This is a genomic window from Ruegeria sp. AK11, from assembly GCF_056541095.1.
Genome location: NZ_JBQFXU010000001.1, coordinates 38,055 through 52,928, shown reverse-complemented (window position 1 = coordinate 52,928; position 14,874 = coordinate 38,055). Strand labels below are relative to the sequence as shown.

Below are 14,874 nucleotides of genomic sequence, written 5' to 3'. Positions count from 1 at the left end.
GTTCCTCCAACTTATTCGGACCACTCCCAGGGCCGGGTATATGCGCCCAGGACTTTCGCGACATCGTCTTCCGAAGATCCGTTCGCGTCAAGCTGCGCGACAAGGCCACGCTTCTTATCGTCGATCACCAGAACAACCCGCGAAGCGAGGCCCGCAGCTTCAAGAGCGCCATTGTATATGCGGGTGATGGCCTGTTTGCGCAGGTCCGGCTTGAACACCTTGCCAACCGCAGTTTTCGGCAACTCGTCAAGAATGGTGATATGCTTGGGTTGCGCGGCACGCTCATGCACGTGAACCTTACAATATTCCAGCAGCTCACTTTCAGTGACCGACGCCCCATCGACCAATTCGACATAGGCGCAGGGCACTTCGCCCGAATGCGCGTCCGGCTGGCCGATCGCCCCCGCGAAGGCAACCGCATTGTGACCCAGGAGCGCCTCTTCGATTTCGGCAGGATCGATATTGTGACCACCGCGAATGATCAGGTCCTTGGCGCGACCAGTGATCCAAAGGTAGCCGTCTTCGTCAAACCGCCCCAGATCGCCCGTACGCAGGTATTTGTCAAAGTGATAAAGACCAATGTTCTTGTCGGCCTCAGTATACGTGTTGCCTGCGTACACACCGGGGTTCGAGATGCAGATCTCACCAATCTGATCAGTACCGCACTCTGTCGGCCCATCCGGCCCATCCAGCAGGATTTTGACATCCGTATAGGGGAACGGAATACCGATCGAACCGATCTTTTTCTCGCCATCCACGGGGTTGCATGAGACCAGACAGGTGGCCTCGGTCAAGCCGTAGCCTTCGACGATGGTGACGCCCGTCGCCTCTTCGAAGCGACGGAACAACTCCACCGGCAGTGGCGCTGAACCCGAAAAGGCGGTTTTCACGCTTGAGATGTCTGCATCCACCGGGCGTTGCATCTTGGCTGAAATCGCGGTTGGAACAGTGATGATAAAGCTCACCTTCCAGCGCTCGATCAGCTTCCAGAAATTGTCGAACACACCGTCACCGCGATAACCTGCAGGTGTCGGGAATATCACATGCGCACCTGACGAAACGGCGGCCATCACGATCACATGCACTGCAAAGACGTGGAACATCGGCAGCGGGCACATGATGACGTCATTCTCGTCAAACAACAGCGTGTTGCCCAGCCAGCCGTTGTAGATCAGGCCCGAGTATTTGTGTTGCGCCACCTTGGGCATCCCGGTGGTCCCACCGGTGTGGAAGAAACAAGCAACGCGATCATCCTTGCTGTCCTCGAATGTCAGCGTCGTTGGTTGCTTGGCAAGTTCCTTGTTGAAACTCTTGTAGTCCGCATGTGCCAGTTTTTCCTTTTCGCCCATCTTGGGGCGCAGGAAGGGAACCAGCCACGATTTGGGTGGCGTCAGGTACCGGTTCAGGTCAATTTCCAGAATGGTGTTGACCTTGGGCGCGTGGCGCACCGCCTCTTCCACCTTCTGGGCAACATCCGTTTTCGGGAAAGACTTTAGCGTAACAACCACTTTGGCGCCTGTCTCACGCAGGATCGCCGCAATCTGCTCGGGCTCCAGCAGCGGATTGATCGGGTTCACAATGCCCGCAACTGCACCGCCCATCATGGTAATCAGTGTTTCGTTACAGTTTGGCAGCACATAGGCCACCACGTCTTTTTCACCCACACCCAGCGAACGAAACAGGTTTGCCGCCTGATTGACCTTGCCCAGAAGTTCAGACCAGGTCAGGGTTTCGGCTTTGTCATTGGGGCCAGAAAAAAGCTGAAAACTGATGGCATTGTGGTTCGGGAACTTCCCCGCCGTGCGCGACAGGAGCTGATGGAAGGTGACAGGCAGATCCCGATCCTCCCACGACATTTCCTGTTCCATGCGCGTCTTGTCTTCCAATCCCACAAAGGCCATGTGGTTCCTCCCGTTTTTCTCCCGTGTTTTTGCACGAGCTTGTTGTTCGCAACCAAGATGGAAGCAAAACAACCCTCGCGCAAGCGAGGCCTTAGCCTTCAAAGGGGGTAAAATGTAGAATGACGCTACGGCGAATTCACAAATGCCCGCGCGTCACTCCTATTCTGCCGCAACGCCATCTGTGAACTGCAGTCGTGCAAGGCGCGCATATAGCCCATCTTGGGTCACCAGATCATCATGGCTGCCCTGCGCCACGATACGGCCTTCTTCCAGCACGACAATACGGTCGGCTTTCTTTACAGTCGCCAATCTGTGCGCAACAATCAGGGTCGTGCGGCCGGCACGCATCTGATCCACTGCGCCCTGCACCGCACGTTCACTCTCCGCATCAAGAGCCGAGGTCGCCTCGTCCAGCAGCAGCACGGGTGCGTCGCGTAAAATGGCGCGGGCGATTGCGATACGCTGTTTTTGCCCACCCGACAGCATGACACCGCGTTCGCCGACAAAACTGTCATACCCATCGGGCAATACGGCAATGAAATCATGTGCGATGGCGGCACGGGCTGCGGCTTCTACTTCGGCATCCGTTGCGTCCAGACGACCGAAACGAATGTTTTCGCGGGCTGAGGCGGCAAAGATCACTGGATCCTGCGGCACCAATGACATGTACTTTCGGAAATCTGTGCGATCCAGTTCCCGCAGATCATGGCCATCCAACATCACCCGGCCCGAATTTGGGTCATAGAACCGTTGAATCAATTGAATGATCGTCGTCTTGCCCGCCCCTGACGGTCCGACAAAGGCAACGGTCTCGCCCGGGTTTACCTGAAGCGACAAGTGATCCAGCGCGATTGTATCGGGGCGCGCTGGATAGCGAAAACTGACATCTTCGAACCGGATTTCGCCCCGGACGTCCTTTGGCAAAGGAGCGGGTTTGGCCGGGTCCGAAACCGTATCTTCGGCATTCAGCAACTCAACAAGTCGCTCGGTGGCTCCGGCGGCGCGCTGAAGCTCGCTCCAAATCTCGGACAAGGCCGCGACTGAACCCGCCATTATAATCGAGTAGATCACGAATTGAATCAGAACGCCCTCGGTCATCACACCGTTGCGTACGTCATTTGCACCCATCCACAGAACGCCAACGATGCCTGAAAATACCAGAAATATCACAATCACCGTCAGCACCGCACGCGTCTGAATCCGACGCAGCGAAACGGTGTAGGACATCTCGGTCATCTCATCGAATTGCTGGCGGCTGGCCTGTTCGTGGGTAAAGGCCTGCACGGTCTGCACCGCCCCCAATGCCTCGCCCGCGTTTCCGGATGACGCAGCGATCCAATCCTGGTTTTCACGGCTGATAACGCGCAAACGCCGACCCAGAATCAATATCGGCACCACCACCACGGGGATAAGCAGCAAGACAAGCCCGGTCAGCTTGGCCGAGGTCAACAGCATCAGAACCAGCCCGCCGATAAACATCAGCATATTGCGCAGCGCGATGGAAACGGATGAGCCAAGAACCGATTGGATGAGTGTCGTGTCGGTGGTGATCCTGCTCAACACTTCACCGGTCATGATGCGTTCGTAGAATTCGGGGCTCATGCCGATCACACGATCAAATACAGCCTTGCGGATGTCAGCAACCACACGTTCCCCCAACCGTGTGACCAACGCATATCTGATGCCGGTTCCCGCAGCCAGAACAGCGGCAATGCCCAACGCTGCCAAAAAGTACCAGTCCAGCAATTCACCGTCCTGAATGCGGAAATTGTCGACAACGCGTCGCACGGCCAATGGCAGGGTCAGCGTCATGCTGGCTGTCAGGATCAGCGCCAGTGTCGCCCCGATCATCAATAGCCTGTAGGGTTTCATGAAAGGCCAGAGCGACCGCAGCACCCCGATCTTCCTTGAGCGGGCCCGCTCTTCGCTAGCGCCAGGAGCCGCTGATTGTGCTGGTTTATTGGCGGTCTGTCTTGCCATGTCCGGCCCTTGTGTATTGAACGCTACAAAGTGAACGCTTTCTTGGCCCCAGCCGCCGTTCCGGTCAAGCATTCCTGCCAGAAACAGCCAACCATAAGGGCCATTTGACGCAGAAATCAGTGGGGATTGGAGCGGGTAGACGGAATCGAACCGACATAGCCTGCTTGGAAGGCAGGGGCTTTACCATTAAGCTATACCCGCAAATGGTTTGCGCTGGTTAAGTCATGCGCCGGGGCGCGTCAAGCGGGAAGTGTGAAAATTCGCGCGACCAAAACCGTGATATTTCCCGGTGGATGTACGGCCTTCAATCGTGACTGCGGAATATCCGCGTCGAGGAGAAAAACCGCTCAAGTTCCTCGATGCGTTCCTTGCTTTCTTCCCACCGTGCCTCTTGCACTTCAGCGATCAGGGTCTCCGATATCAGCTGTAGCGCTATTGTTGAATCCCAGCTGGATGGCGCCTCGACCAGTGCGTGAAAGGTGTAGTTGGCGGTCTTGCCTATCGGTGATCCCCATTGGTCGGTGAACAGGATAACCGTCACACCGCGGCTTGATGCGACCTGCGCCAATTTCTCGAGATAGGCCTCGTATCGGCGGATATCAAAAATCACCAGAACCGAGGTTTCATCCATATCAAGCAGGTACTGCGGCCAAACGTTTGCCGAATTGCCCAGCATCGTCACATTGGGTCGAATAATCTGCATGTGATTGAACAGATAGTCCGCATTTGAACGCGTGATACGCCCGCCCACGACGTAAAGATGGCGATCCGTATTTGCCAGAAGCTGGGCAACGGTGTCGAACATCTCTTTGTCCAGACGTTCCAGCGTGTGGCGCATATTTGTCCAAACAGCCTGCGCAAACCGCGTTGTGGGATGCTCCGCCGCGTCATCCACAACCCAGGCATCCCGTTTCGAGATCGGCTTTTTGATCTGTGCCGCCACCTCTTCTCGCAGGGCGTCCTGCAGGGCGGGAAAACCGTCGAAACCCAGCTTGCGTGCCATACGTATGACCGTCGGGGTCGAGACCTGCGCGGCAGCGGCCAGCTTGGTGATCGATTGCAAGCCGGTCATTGGATAATCCTGCAAAAGTACCGAGGCCAGCTGCCGTTCTGACCGTGTCAGATCGTCAAGCTCTTCCTGTATCCGCTGTTTGACAAGTTTCGCAACGGTGGCCATCGGCACCTTCATTTCTCAAATTTTTTACAGGATATGATTGTTTGTAATTTTGTCTACAGTAATTTTCTTGACAGGTCTGAGGTTGCTGTAACAAATGCTTCTTATGCACCACGATTCCGAGACACCAATGCTACTACCAACCGAAGCTCCAGCAGCCCGCGCGCAGAATGCCAACGGCCGGGCGCAGTGCGTTTTGGTATGCGAACATGCTAGCCGATTCATCCCAGCGTCATTGAACGGATTGGGCCTGACTGAGGACGCAGCATTGTCTCATGCAGCATGGGATATTGGCGCATTGGCGCTTTCGGTCGAACTGACTAAGGCCTTGGACGCGCCGCTGGTTCATTCCTGCATCAGCCGACTTGTTTACGACTGCAACCGCTCACCTGAACGTGCAGATGCAATGCCGCAGGTAAGCGAAGTGTTTTCCATCCCCGGCAACGAAAGCCTGACGGACGCTCAACGTGCCCAAAGGATCCGCGAGGTTTATGAGCCGTTCAAACAACTGTTGTCGTCTACTCTGGACGCACGGGAGCGGCCGCCTGTCGTAGTCACGATGCACAGCTTCACGCCCGTCTACAATGGAAAGACCCGATCAGTCGAACTGGGCATTCTTCATGACGAAGACGACAGGGCGGCCCAACTTATGCTGCGCTGTGCCAAGGGCTCGGGTCTGAAAGCCGCGTTGAACGAACCTTACTCTGCCACGGATGGCGTCACGCATACATTGCAGGAACATGCGATCAGTCGGGGGCTTCCGAATGTCATGGTCGAGGTTCGAAACGATCTCATCGACACTCCAACGGGAGTCGACCGCATTGCCGGGATCCTGACGCCGATCCTGCAAACGGTAATTGATGCGTATTCGCACACAGAGGCGAAACAATGAGAGTTGAGGTATCGAGATGAAGTTCTTGCGGGGCTACGTGGCGGTCATTGATCGAACGAACCGCTGGATCGGGCGCGTCGTCATGTACGGCATATTCGTCATGATGGGTATTCTGTTCTGGTCTTCGGTCTCGAAAACCTTTTTCGTACCGTCGCTCTGGACACTCGAGATGGCTCAGTTCGCCATGGTGGCCTACTATATGCTTGGTGGCCCTTATTCGATCCAGATGGGGTCAAACGTGCGAATGGACCTGCTTTATGGCGAATGGTCTCATCGCCGCAAGGCCTGGACGGATGCCTTCACAATCGTATTCCTGATCATTTATCTGCTCATCTTGCTGTGGGGTGGATGGGACAGCCTGATGTATTCTTTCCAATATGGCGGTGAGCGCAGCGCGACGATCTGGCGGCCCTACCTGTGGCCGGTCAAGCTGATCATGGTTATCGGTATCTTCCTGATGCTGCTGCAAGCCGTTTCCGAGTTGTTCAAGGATATCTTGCGCCTGTGCGGCGACGATATCCCGCGTGAGGTAATCTGATGTCATACGAGATGATTGCCTTGCTGATGTTCGCATCAATGATGCTTATGATGCTGACCGGCCAGCGCGTCTTTGGTGCAATCGGCTGTGTCGCTGTGGTTTCGGCCTTGTTCCTATGGGGGGATAGGGGCGGCTACGACTTGGGTTTTGCCGCTGCGATCAAAGTCATGAAGTGGTACCCGCTGCTGACACTGCCCATGTTCATCTTCATGGGATACATCCTTTCCGAAAGTCGGATCGCAGACGACCTTTACAAGATGTTCCATGTCTGGATGGGCGGCTTGTCCGGTGGTCTGGCTGTCGGAACCATCGGGCTGATGGTTCTGATCTCGGCAATGAACGGGCTGTCCGTTGCAGGAATGGCAATCGGCGCTACGATCGCCTTGCCGGAACTGCTGCGCCGGAACTATGACAAGCGCATGGTGACCGGCGTCATTCAGGCCGGATCATCCCTTGGGATTCTGGTGCCACCATCCGTTGTTCTGGTTCTTTATGCCATGATCGCGCGGCAACCCGTTGGCCAGCTATGGCTTGCCGGAGTGATACCCGGGCTGATGATGGCGGCCATGTTCATCATCTACATTGTCATCCGCTGCCGCATCAACCCGTCGCTCGGCCCGGTCCTGCCCGCGGAAGACCGCGACATTCCGTTGCGAGAAAAGCTGCTGCTGTTGCAAGCCGGATTGTTACCCTTGGGCATTTTCATGGTGATGATGGTCCCTTTTGTTAACGGCTGGACTTCGTTGGTGGAATCCTCCGCCATCGGCGCCACTACGGCCATGCTGGCTGCCTTTCTGAAAGGGCGGCTGACACGCACGGTTTTCGAGAATTCAATTCGGCACACCCTGGGCATCTCGTGTATGTTCATGTGGATCATTCTGGCGGCTCTGGCTTTTGGCGCTGTCTTCGACGGGTTGGGTGCGGTCAAGGCAATCGAAAGCCTGTTCACCGAAAAACTGGGTCTTTCCCCTTGGATGATCCTGGTTCTCATGCAGCTCAGCTTTATCCTGATGGGCACGTTTCTGGACGATACTGCCATGCTGGTTATCGTCGCGCCGCTTTACGTTCCGCTGGTGGGTGCGCTTGGCTTTGATCTTATCTGGTACGGCGTGCTTTATACGATCACCACGCAGATCGCTTATATGACGCCGCCATTCGGCTATAATCTGTTCCTGATGCGCGCGATGGCCCCGCCGGAAATATCGCTGCGCGATATCTACAGTTCGATCGTTCCTTTTGTTCTGGTGATGGTCTGCGCCTTGGCCATAATCATCATCTTTCCTGAAATCGCGCTTTGGCTGCCGAATTATGTCTATGGAAATTAAGTCACAAGACCCCGGCAAGGGGCGAAGTTCAGCAAGACTAAACAGAGGAGAAAGACAATGACTACAAGACGCAGATTTCTAAGTTCCGCCGGTCTGGCGGGGGCCGCCACATTGGCCTCTCCTGCGATCGTCAAAGCGCAATCCGCCATCAAGTGGCGGTTCCAGACCTATGCCGGTGGCGCATTGGGCGAACATGTGACCAAGCCAGCCATCGATTACATCAACGCCAATGCCAATGGCGAACTTGAGATCGAACTGTTCTATGCGGACCAGATCGTTCCGACAGGTGAACTGTTCCAGGCCCTGCAACGCGGCACGATTGACGGTGTGCATTCAGACGACGATTCCATGGCTTCGCCTACTCCGCTGCGTCAGTTCGGTGGTTATTTCCCCTTCGCCACCAAGCATATTCTGGACGTTCCGGTGCTGTTCAACCAGTACGGTCTGGCTGATATCTGGCGCTCGGAATATGAGAAGGTTGGCGTGACGTGGCTGTCGGCAGCGGGTCAGGACCCCTGCAACTTCAACACCAAAAAGGAAATCAAGAGCCTTGGCGACCTGGATGGGCTGAAGCTCTATACCTTCCCGACGGCCGGGCGTTTCCTGGCCAAGTTTGGTGTTGTGCCGGTCAATATCCCTTACGAAGACGCGGAAGTGGCGGTACAAACCGGTGAGTTGGACGGAATGGCCTGGTCGGGCATCACTGAAGATTACACTGTTGGCTGGGCCAATGTGACCGACTATTTCCTGACCAACAACATCTCAGGCGCGTGGATCGGATCCTGGTTTGCAAACCAGGAACGCTGGGCCGAGTTGCCTGACCACCTGAAATCGGTTGTGATGGCAGGTGTCGAAGCAGGCCACACCTATCGTAACCAGTGGTATTGGGGCGGCGAAGCGGCCTTACGCGCGAATGGCGACAAACTGCAGTTGCGACAGGTTCCGGCGGCAGAATGGAAAGAAGTGGAAAATGCCGCTATCGAATTCTGGGACGAGGTCGCACAGGAAGGCGAAATTCACCAGAAGATCGTTGGCATCTTCCGTGAGTACAACTCGGTCATCAACCAGGCCGGCGCTCCTTACACTTTCGATTGATATCAAAACAGGGGCGCTGTCATGCGGCGCTCCTACTCAACGCATGAGGTTTGTTTCATGACCGCAACTCTGACTTTCGAAACCCTGAAATCGCTTGTCGCAGACGGCGCGATCGACACTGTATTGGTTTGCATGGTTGACATGCAGGGTCGGTTGATGGGCAAGCGTTTTCATGCAGGTCATTTTGTGGCTGGCGCGTGGGAAGAGACCCATTGCTGTAATTACCTGCTGGCCACGGATCTCGAGATGGCGACGCCGGATGGGTATGCCTCGACCAGTTGGGAGCGGGGTTATGGCGACTATGTGATGAAGCCAGACCTGAGCACATTGCGCCCGGTGCCCTGGCTGGAAGGCACCGCGATGGTGATGTGCGATATGCTGGATCACCACACCCATGAGGAAGTGCCACATGCGCCGCGCTCGATCCTGAAAAAGCAGGTGAATCGCCTGAAGGCGATGGGGTATGAGGCGATGTGCGCCACCGAGCTGGAATTCTTCCTGTTCGCGAAAAGCTTTGATGCGATCCGCAAGGAAGGGTTCCGCGATCTGGAGCCGATCTCGGGGTATAACGAAGACTATCACATTCTGCAGACCACCAAGGAAGAGCATGTGATGCGCCCGATCCGGAACCACCTGTGGGATGCGGGTATTCCGGTCGAGAACACCAAAGGTGAAGCCGAGGCCGGACAGGAAGAACTGAATATCAAATACGCGCCTGCGATGGACACGGCAGAGTATCACTCGATCGCCAAGAACGCGGTGAAAGAGATCGCCTGGCAGCAGGGTCATGCGGCGACCTTCCTGCCGAAATGGCATCATGAAAGGGTTGGCAGCTCGTCGCATGTGCATCAGTCGCTTTGGGCGGATGGCAAACCTGCCTTCTATGATGCCGGGGATGAACTGGGCATGTCGGCGCTGATGAAAAGCTATATGGCCGGTCTGCTGAAATACGCTGCCGATTACACGTATTTCATGGCGCCGTACATCAACAGCTACAAGCGGTTCATGAAGGGCACCTTTGCGCCGACGCGGATCATCTGGTCGGTAGACAACCGTACGGCTGGGTACCGCCTGTGCGGGGATGGCACCAAGGCGATACGGGTCGAGTGCCGTATTCCGGGATCGGACATGAACCCTTATCTGGCGATTGCAGGGATGCTGGCGGCCGGGATCGCGGGGATCGAAGAAGGGCTGGAGTTGCAGCCGCCGACCAAAGGCGATGTCTATCAGGGCGAGACGGGAAAGATCCCGGGTACTTTGAAGGATGCACGCAACGCTTTGCACGGATCACAGATGCTGCGCGCGGCCATGGGCGATGACGTTGTCGATCACTATACCCGCGCGGCTGAGGTGGAAATCGAGGAATTCGAACGCGTGGTAACCGATTGGGAAATTGCCCGCGGGTTTGAGCGGGCTTGAGATGGAGGAAGCGAGGGGCCGGCCCCTCGCGCACCCCGGGATATTTTTGGCCAGATGAAGCAGGGATCCTGCTCTCTTTAGAGGTGGAGTGACTATGGGGCAGATGTTGCAATGTGTCTCGCCGATCGATGGATCGGTATTTGCCGAACGAGAAGTACTGTCTCGGGATGCTGCGTTTGAAATTGCTGACCGTGCGCGGGCGGCGCAGGCCGGATGGGCAGCGCGTCCGTTGCAGGAGCGGATTGATCTGGTGATGGCGGGCGTCGCGGCCGTCGGCGCGATGAATGATGAGATTGTTCCGGAACTGGCGCATATGATGGGCCGCCCGGTGCGCTATGGCGGCGAGTTTGGGGGATTCAACGAACGCGCCAGCCATATGGCAAAGATCGCCGAGACGTCACTGGCAGATATTGCCGTGGGCGAGGATGAAACCTTTGAACGCTATATCAAGCGCATTCCGCATGGGGTGGTCTTTGTAGTTGCGCCCTGGAACTACCCCTACATGACGGCGATCAACACGGTGGCCCCCGCATTGATCGCGGGCAACACCGTTGTTCTGAAGCACGCGACCCAGACCTTGTTGGTTGGTGAGCGGATGGCGCAGGCGTTCCATTCGGCGGGTGTGCCTGAAGACGCGTTCCAGAACGTGTTTCTCAGCCACGACGTGACCAATGATCTGATCGCGGGCAACGCGTTCGACTTTGTGAACTTCACCGGTTCGGTTGGTGGCGGTCAGGCCATGGAGCGTGCGGCGGCGGGGACTTTTACGGGCGTCGGCACTGAACTGGGCGGCAAGGATCCGGGTTATGTCATGGACGACGCCGATCTGGACGCGGCGGTTGACACGCTGATCGACGGCGCGATGTTCAATTCGGGCCAGTGTTGCTGTGGGATCGAGCGGATTTACGTTCACGAAAGCCTTTATGACGACTTTGTCGCCAAGGCCGTAGAAATCGTGAAAGGCTACAAGCTGGGCAATCCGCTGGACACCGAAACCACGATAGGCCCAATGGCAAATGTCCGTTTCGCTGACGAGGTGCGCGCACAAATTGCCGAAGCGGTTGAGGACGGTGCGGTCGCGCATATCGACCCCTTCCCCGAGGATGATGGCGGCGCGTATCTGACGCCGCAGATCCTGACCAATGTCACCCATGATATGCGGGTGATGCGGGACGAAAGCTTTGGCCCCGTAGTTGGCATCATGAAAGTGTCCTCGGATGCCGAGGCCATCGCGCTGATGAATGACAGCGAATTTGGCCTGACTGCCAGCCTTTGGACCCGCGATGTGGATCGCGCGGCGCGTGTGGGCGACCAGATCGAGACCGGCACCGTCTTCATGAACCGGGCCGACTATCTGGATCCTGGGCTGTGCTGGACCGGTTGCAAGAATACCGGACGCGGCGGTGGTCTTTCGGTCATCGGCTATCACAATCTCACCCGTCCAAAATCCTACCACCTGAAGAAGGTCACGGGCTAAGGACGACGGCCTGCTCGGGTCTGACCCCCTCGCCCGAGCAGGTCTCAAATCACAAAGGAAACCTGACATGTCACTTGTTGGAAACTGGTCCTATCCGACCGCAATCAAATTTGGTGCCGGGCGCATCAAGGAACTGCCCGCAGCCTGTGCCGCAGCCGGGATGAAGAAACCCCTGCTGGTCACGGACAAGGGGTTGGCCGATCTGCCGATCACATCGGCGACGCTGGATATCATGGAGGCGGCCGGTCTGGGCCGCGGTCTATTCAGTGATGTGGACCCAAACCCAAATGAGAAGAACCTCGACGCAGGCGTTGCGGCATACAAGGCCGGTGGACATGATGGTGTGATTGCCTTTGGCGGCGGCTCGGGGCTGGATCTGGGCAAGATGGTCGCCTTCATGTGCGGCCAGACGCGCCCGGTATGGGACTTCGAGGATATCGGCGACTGGTGGACCCGCGCCGATGCGGATGCAGTCGCGCCGATCATTGCGGTTCCAACGACTGCGGGGACCGGGTCCGAAGTTGGCCGCGCCAGTGTCATCACCAATTCCGAGACCCACGCCAAAAAGATCATCTTCCACCCCAAGGTCCTGCCGACGGTGGTGATCTGCGATCCTGAACTGACGGTTGGGATGCCCAAATTCATCACCGCAGGCACCGGTCTGGACGCCTTCGCGCATTGCGTCGAAGCCTATTCGAGCCCGCATTATCACCCGATGAGCCAGGGCATCGCACTGGAAGGCATGCGTTTGGTGAAAGACTATCTGCCGCGCGCCTACGCAGATGGCAGCGACATTGAGGCCCGCGCCCAGATGATGAGCGCGGCGGCCATGGGCGCGACCGCGTTCCAGAAGGGACTGGGCGCGATCCACGCCATGAGCCACCCGGTTGGCGCGCACTTTAACACCCATCACGGCACCACAAACGCGGTCTGTATGCCTGCCGTGCTGGACTTTAACGCCCCCGCCATCGCCGACCGGTTCCAGAACGCTGCCGCCTATCTGGGCATCAAAGGCGGGTTCGATGGCTTCCGCGCCTTTGTGCAGGAATTCAACGACAGCCTTGGTATCCCGCGAAAGCTGGCAGACCTCGGCGTGACCGAAACCTCAATCCCAACCCTCGTCGAAGGCGCAATCATCGACCCTTCATGCGGCGGGAACCCGATTGAGTTGACCAAAGAAAACCTGACACAGCTGTTCAAAGCAGCACTGTAAAAAAACAAGCGCCCGGCAAGGAACCTGCCGGGCGCTTTAAGAACTGTTCTACTGGTGCCGGATCAATGCCCGGTCAGTACCAGAGTGTTGACCGGCATCAGGATCAGGCGCAAACGCAAACCTGCCGCATGGACCACGCCAATTGTGTCAACCACATGCAGGAAAGCAGCTTGCCAAAAGCCCAAATCCTCGTGTTCCAGACGGTCATGGTTGTCGGTGTAGACATTGGCCAGACAGTTGCTGCCTGGAGGAATGTCATCGGCCATACCTTTATACAGCGGCTCCATAAAGACCAGAATTGATCCGGGATTAGTATTGTTCTGTACATCCCGCAATTCATCTGATGGACGGATCTGGCCGGACGGTATGACATCCTGCACCTCGACCACCACAGTGGGGATAACGGTGAAAGGCTTGGTCATGCAGCCCAACTCACCGATCATACCTGGTTTGATCACCTGAGCAGACAGCTGGTTGAAAGCCGCCTGAAAACGGTCATGTCCGGTATGCGATGGAACGAGGATGCCAGCAGGACGCAACAAGGGGCTCACGTAATCACCGACTTGCAGGCTAAACTGCTCGACCCGTCCGGTAACACCGGCGACAATCAGTGTTTTGTCCAACTCGGTTTGCGCGGCGTCCAGCTGTGCTATGGCACTGGCCAGTTGCGCGGGGATCAGCTCCTCGATCTGCTGTTCAACTGCCGCACGTCTGGATTCGGCCGCAACAACCTGCGCCTCACGCTCGGCAACAAGGTTTTCCAACCGCTCAATCTCGGTCAGTCGGACAGCGCTTGAACCTTGGTCGCGCAGGGTCGTATTTCTTTCAAGATCTTCCAAGGACTGCGCCAAAGCCGCCTTGGCACCGGCAATACCGGCATCAGCCTCGGCCAGATCAGTTTCAGCCACGCGCAGCGAGGCCTGAACCTGTGCAATCTGTGCATTTGCCGCCTGAACCTGCGCTGCCTGGCTGAAATCTTCGATCCTGAAAATCGGCTGACCAGCGGTTACCAACTCGTTATTCTTGACGAATATTTCCGAAACGCGACCGCCAAGTTGCGGCAGGATCGTCACGGTTCGAAAATAGGACGCTGCGGTTTTACTGGCTGGGTGAAAATAGAACAGCGTGGTGATTACCGTCAGCGCCAGAATGGCACAGGTCGTAAGACCCCAGCGCAATTCGTACCACATGGTGAAAAGGGTGATCTCGTGACCGATACGTTTGCCCTGAACAAACCGGCGGAACAGATAATCGGGCAGCACCGTGATCAGGGCGCAAAGCAGGGTCTCAATCATGTGTTTTGCTCCTGCACGTCGGTGACTTCTGAAACGCCAGGGGTTGGCACAGGTGCCTCGGGCACCGGTTCCGGAGCACTTGCACCTCCAAGAGAACGAATGGCATCGGCGATGTTTCTAAGTGGGGAGGCGAAATCCGGAAACTGAAACCCTGCGACCAGTACGGCGGCAATCCAGAAAATCCCGTTATGTGTAAACAAGGCCAGCAGTGCCAGAATGCCCACCAACTGAAATTGCGGATGGTTGTTCTCGTGCGCCATTTTTTCCGGAACCGAATGAAGCGTCAGGTACCCAACACCGATCAGCACCACGAGAATGACAAAGAAGACGACCATAGCCGAAAAAAGGTAATCGCTTCCGTCAGCTGCGACGACGTATCGGGGAATGTGCCCAGTGGCCATTGGATGAAGATCTGCTGCGGTCACCTTGCCCTCCTGTTCGTTTTGATACTTCTTTGAACGGGTTGAAGCCCAAATTCAAGGCTGCATATATTTTGGAGATTCTTCGAAATGCCAAGTGCTTGACCCAGAAAGCTAAATGAAACCCAGAAAACTTGTGGCGAACC

At 56.5% G+C, this 14,874-nt stretch carries 12 protein-coding genes and 1 tRNA gene; 7 read left to right on the top strand and 6 right to left on the bottom strand.

Translation table 11 applies throughout. The features are described 5' to 3' along the window. Positions 1–11: 11 nt before the first annotated feature. The 4 genes from ACR0D9_RS00280 to ACR0D9_RS00265 all read right to left on the bottom strand — a co-directional run bounded on the left by ACR0D9_RS00280 (position 12) and on the right by ACR0D9_RS00265 (position 5,058). Positions 12–1,901 (bottom strand): acyl-CoA synthetase, encoded by a 1,890-nt coding sequence (locus ACR0D9_RS00280; protein WP_480486420.1) that lies wholly within the window; start codon positions 1,899–1,901, stop codon positions 12–14. A gap of 159 nt (positions 1,902–2,060) precedes the next feature. Continuing rightward, positions 2,061–3,881 carry an ABC transporter transmembrane domain-containing protein gene (locus ACR0D9_RS00275; protein WP_480537379.1) on the bottom strand — a complete coding sequence of 607 codons (1,821 nt, stop codon included), beginning with the start codon at positions 3,879–3,881 and terminating at the stop codon, positions 2,061–2,063. Between the two features lie 127 nt (positions 3,882–4,008). After that, positions 4,009–4,082, bottom strand: a tRNA-Gly gene (locus ACR0D9_RS00270). A gap of 103 nt (positions 4,083–4,185) precedes the next feature. After that, positions 4,186–5,058 (bottom strand): MurR/RpiR family transcriptional regulator, encoded by an 873-nt coding sequence (locus tag ACR0D9_RS00265; RefSeq protein WP_480482048.1) that lies wholly within the window; start codon positions 5,056–5,058, stop codon positions 4,186–4,188. Between the two features lie 94 nt (positions 5,059–5,152). On the opposite strand from ACR0D9_RS00265, the gene ACR0D9_RS00260 reads away from it, so the two are divergent. The 7 genes from ACR0D9_RS00260 to ACR0D9_RS00230 all read left to right on the top strand — a co-directional run bounded on the left by ACR0D9_RS00260 (position 5,153) and on the right by ACR0D9_RS00230 (position 13,014). Then, a complete protein-coding gene (locus ACR0D9_RS00260) occupies positions 5,153–5,947 on the top strand; it encodes an N-formylglutamate amidohydrolase (protein ID WP_480492630.1) in 795 nt (264 codons plus the stop codon). 16 nt (positions 5,948–5,963) lie between these two features. Continuing rightward, positions 5,964–6,485 (top strand): TRAP transporter small permease subunit, encoded by a 522-nt coding sequence (locus ACR0D9_RS00255; RefSeq protein WP_480486424.1) that lies wholly within the window; start codon positions 5,964–5,966, stop codon positions 6,483–6,485. After that, positions 6,485–7,810: a TRAP transporter large permease gene (locus ACR0D9_RS00250; RefSeq protein ID WP_267367377.1), complete on the top strand. Its 1,326-nt coding sequence runs from the start codon at positions 6,485–6,487 to the stop codon at positions 7,808–7,810. Before ACR0D9_RS00255 ends, ACR0D9_RS00250 begins: the two co-directional genes overlap by 1 nt. Positions 7,811–7,867: 57 nt before the next feature. Continuing rightward, entirely contained in the window at positions 7,868–8,905 is a 1,038-nt protein-coding gene (locus ACR0D9_RS00245) for a TRAP transporter substrate-binding protein (protein ID WP_209504652.1), read from the top strand. 57 nt (positions 8,906–8,962) lie between these two features. Next, a complete protein-coding gene (locus ACR0D9_RS00240) occupies positions 8,963–10,324 on the top strand; it encodes a glutamine synthetase family protein (RefSeq protein WP_267364712.1) in 1,362 nt (453 codons plus the stop codon). A 94-nt stretch (positions 10,325–10,418) separates the two neighbouring features. After that, positions 10,419–11,801 (top strand): aldehyde dehydrogenase family protein, encoded by a 1,383-nt coding sequence (locus ACR0D9_RS00235; protein ID WP_480537378.1) that lies wholly within the window; start codon positions 10,419–10,421, stop codon positions 11,799–11,801. 67 nt (positions 11,802–11,868) lie between these two features. Beyond that, complete coding sequence (locus ACR0D9_RS00230) at positions 11,869–13,014, top strand: iron-containing alcohol dehydrogenase (RefSeq protein WP_480537377.1); 1,146 nt, start codon at positions 11,869–11,871, stop codon at positions 13,012–13,014. A 62-nt stretch (positions 13,015–13,076) separates the two neighbouring features. Here ACR0D9_RS00230 and ACR0D9_RS00225 read toward each other — a convergent pair whose 3' ends face one another. Beyond that, positions 13,077–14,309, bottom strand: coding sequence for an HlyD family secretion protein (locus ACR0D9_RS00225; protein WP_267364709.1), 1,233 nt, complete (start codon positions 14,307–14,309; stop codon positions 13,077–13,079). Next, positions 14,306–14,734: a hypothetical protein gene (locus ACR0D9_RS00220; RefSeq protein WP_267364708.1), complete on the bottom strand. Its 429-nt coding sequence runs from the start codon at positions 14,732–14,734 to the stop codon at positions 14,306–14,308. The genes ACR0D9_RS00225 and ACR0D9_RS00220 overlap by 4 nt, the downstream gene beginning before the upstream one ends. Positions 14,735–14,874: the final 140 nt, after the last annotated feature.

Bases quoted from the DNA above. Each gene is read 5' to 3' on its own strand.
- ACR0D9_RS00235 (WP_480537378.1), top strand. From the start codon at position 10,419: ATGGGGCAGATGTTGCAATGTGTCTCGCCGATCGATGGATCGGTATTT.
- ACR0D9_RS00230 (WP_480537377.1), top strand. From the start codon at position 11,869: ATGTCACTTGTTGGAAACTGGTCCTATCCGACCGCAATCAAATTTGGT.
- ACR0D9_RS00255 (WP_480486424.1), top strand. From the start codon at position 5,964: ATGAAGTTCTTGCGGGGCTACGTGGCGGTCATTGATCGAACGAACCGC.
- ACR0D9_RS00225 (WP_267364709.1), bottom strand. From the start codon at position 14,309: ATGATTGAGACCCTGCTTTGCGCCCTGATCACGGTGCTGCCCGATTAT.
- ACR0D9_RS00250 (WP_267367377.1), top strand. From the start codon at position 6,485: ATGTCATACGAGATGATTGCCTTGCTGATGTTCGCATCAATGATGCTT.
- ACR0D9_RS00245 (WP_209504652.1), top strand. From the start codon at position 7,868: ATGACTACAAGACGCAGATTTCTAAGTTCCGCCGGTCTGGCGGGGGCC.
- ACR0D9_RS00265 (WP_480482048.1), bottom strand. From the start codon at position 5,058: ATGGCCACCGTTGCGAAACTTGTCAAACAGCGGATACAGGAAGAGCTT.
- ACR0D9_RS00275 (WP_480537379.1), bottom strand. From the start codon at position 3,881: ATGGCAAGACAGACCGCCAATAAACCAGCACAATCAGCGGCTCCTGGC.
- ACR0D9_RS00240 (WP_267364712.1), top strand. From the start codon at position 8,963: ATGACCGCAACTCTGACTTTCGAAACCCTGAAATCGCTTGTCGCAGAC.
- ACR0D9_RS00280 (WP_480486420.1), bottom strand. From the start codon at position 1,901: ATGGCCTTTGTGGGATTGGAAGACAAGACGCGCATGGAACAGGAAATG.
- ACR0D9_RS00260 (WP_480492630.1), top strand. From the start codon at position 5,153: ATGCTTCTTATGCACCACGATTCCGAGACACCAATGCTACTACCAACC.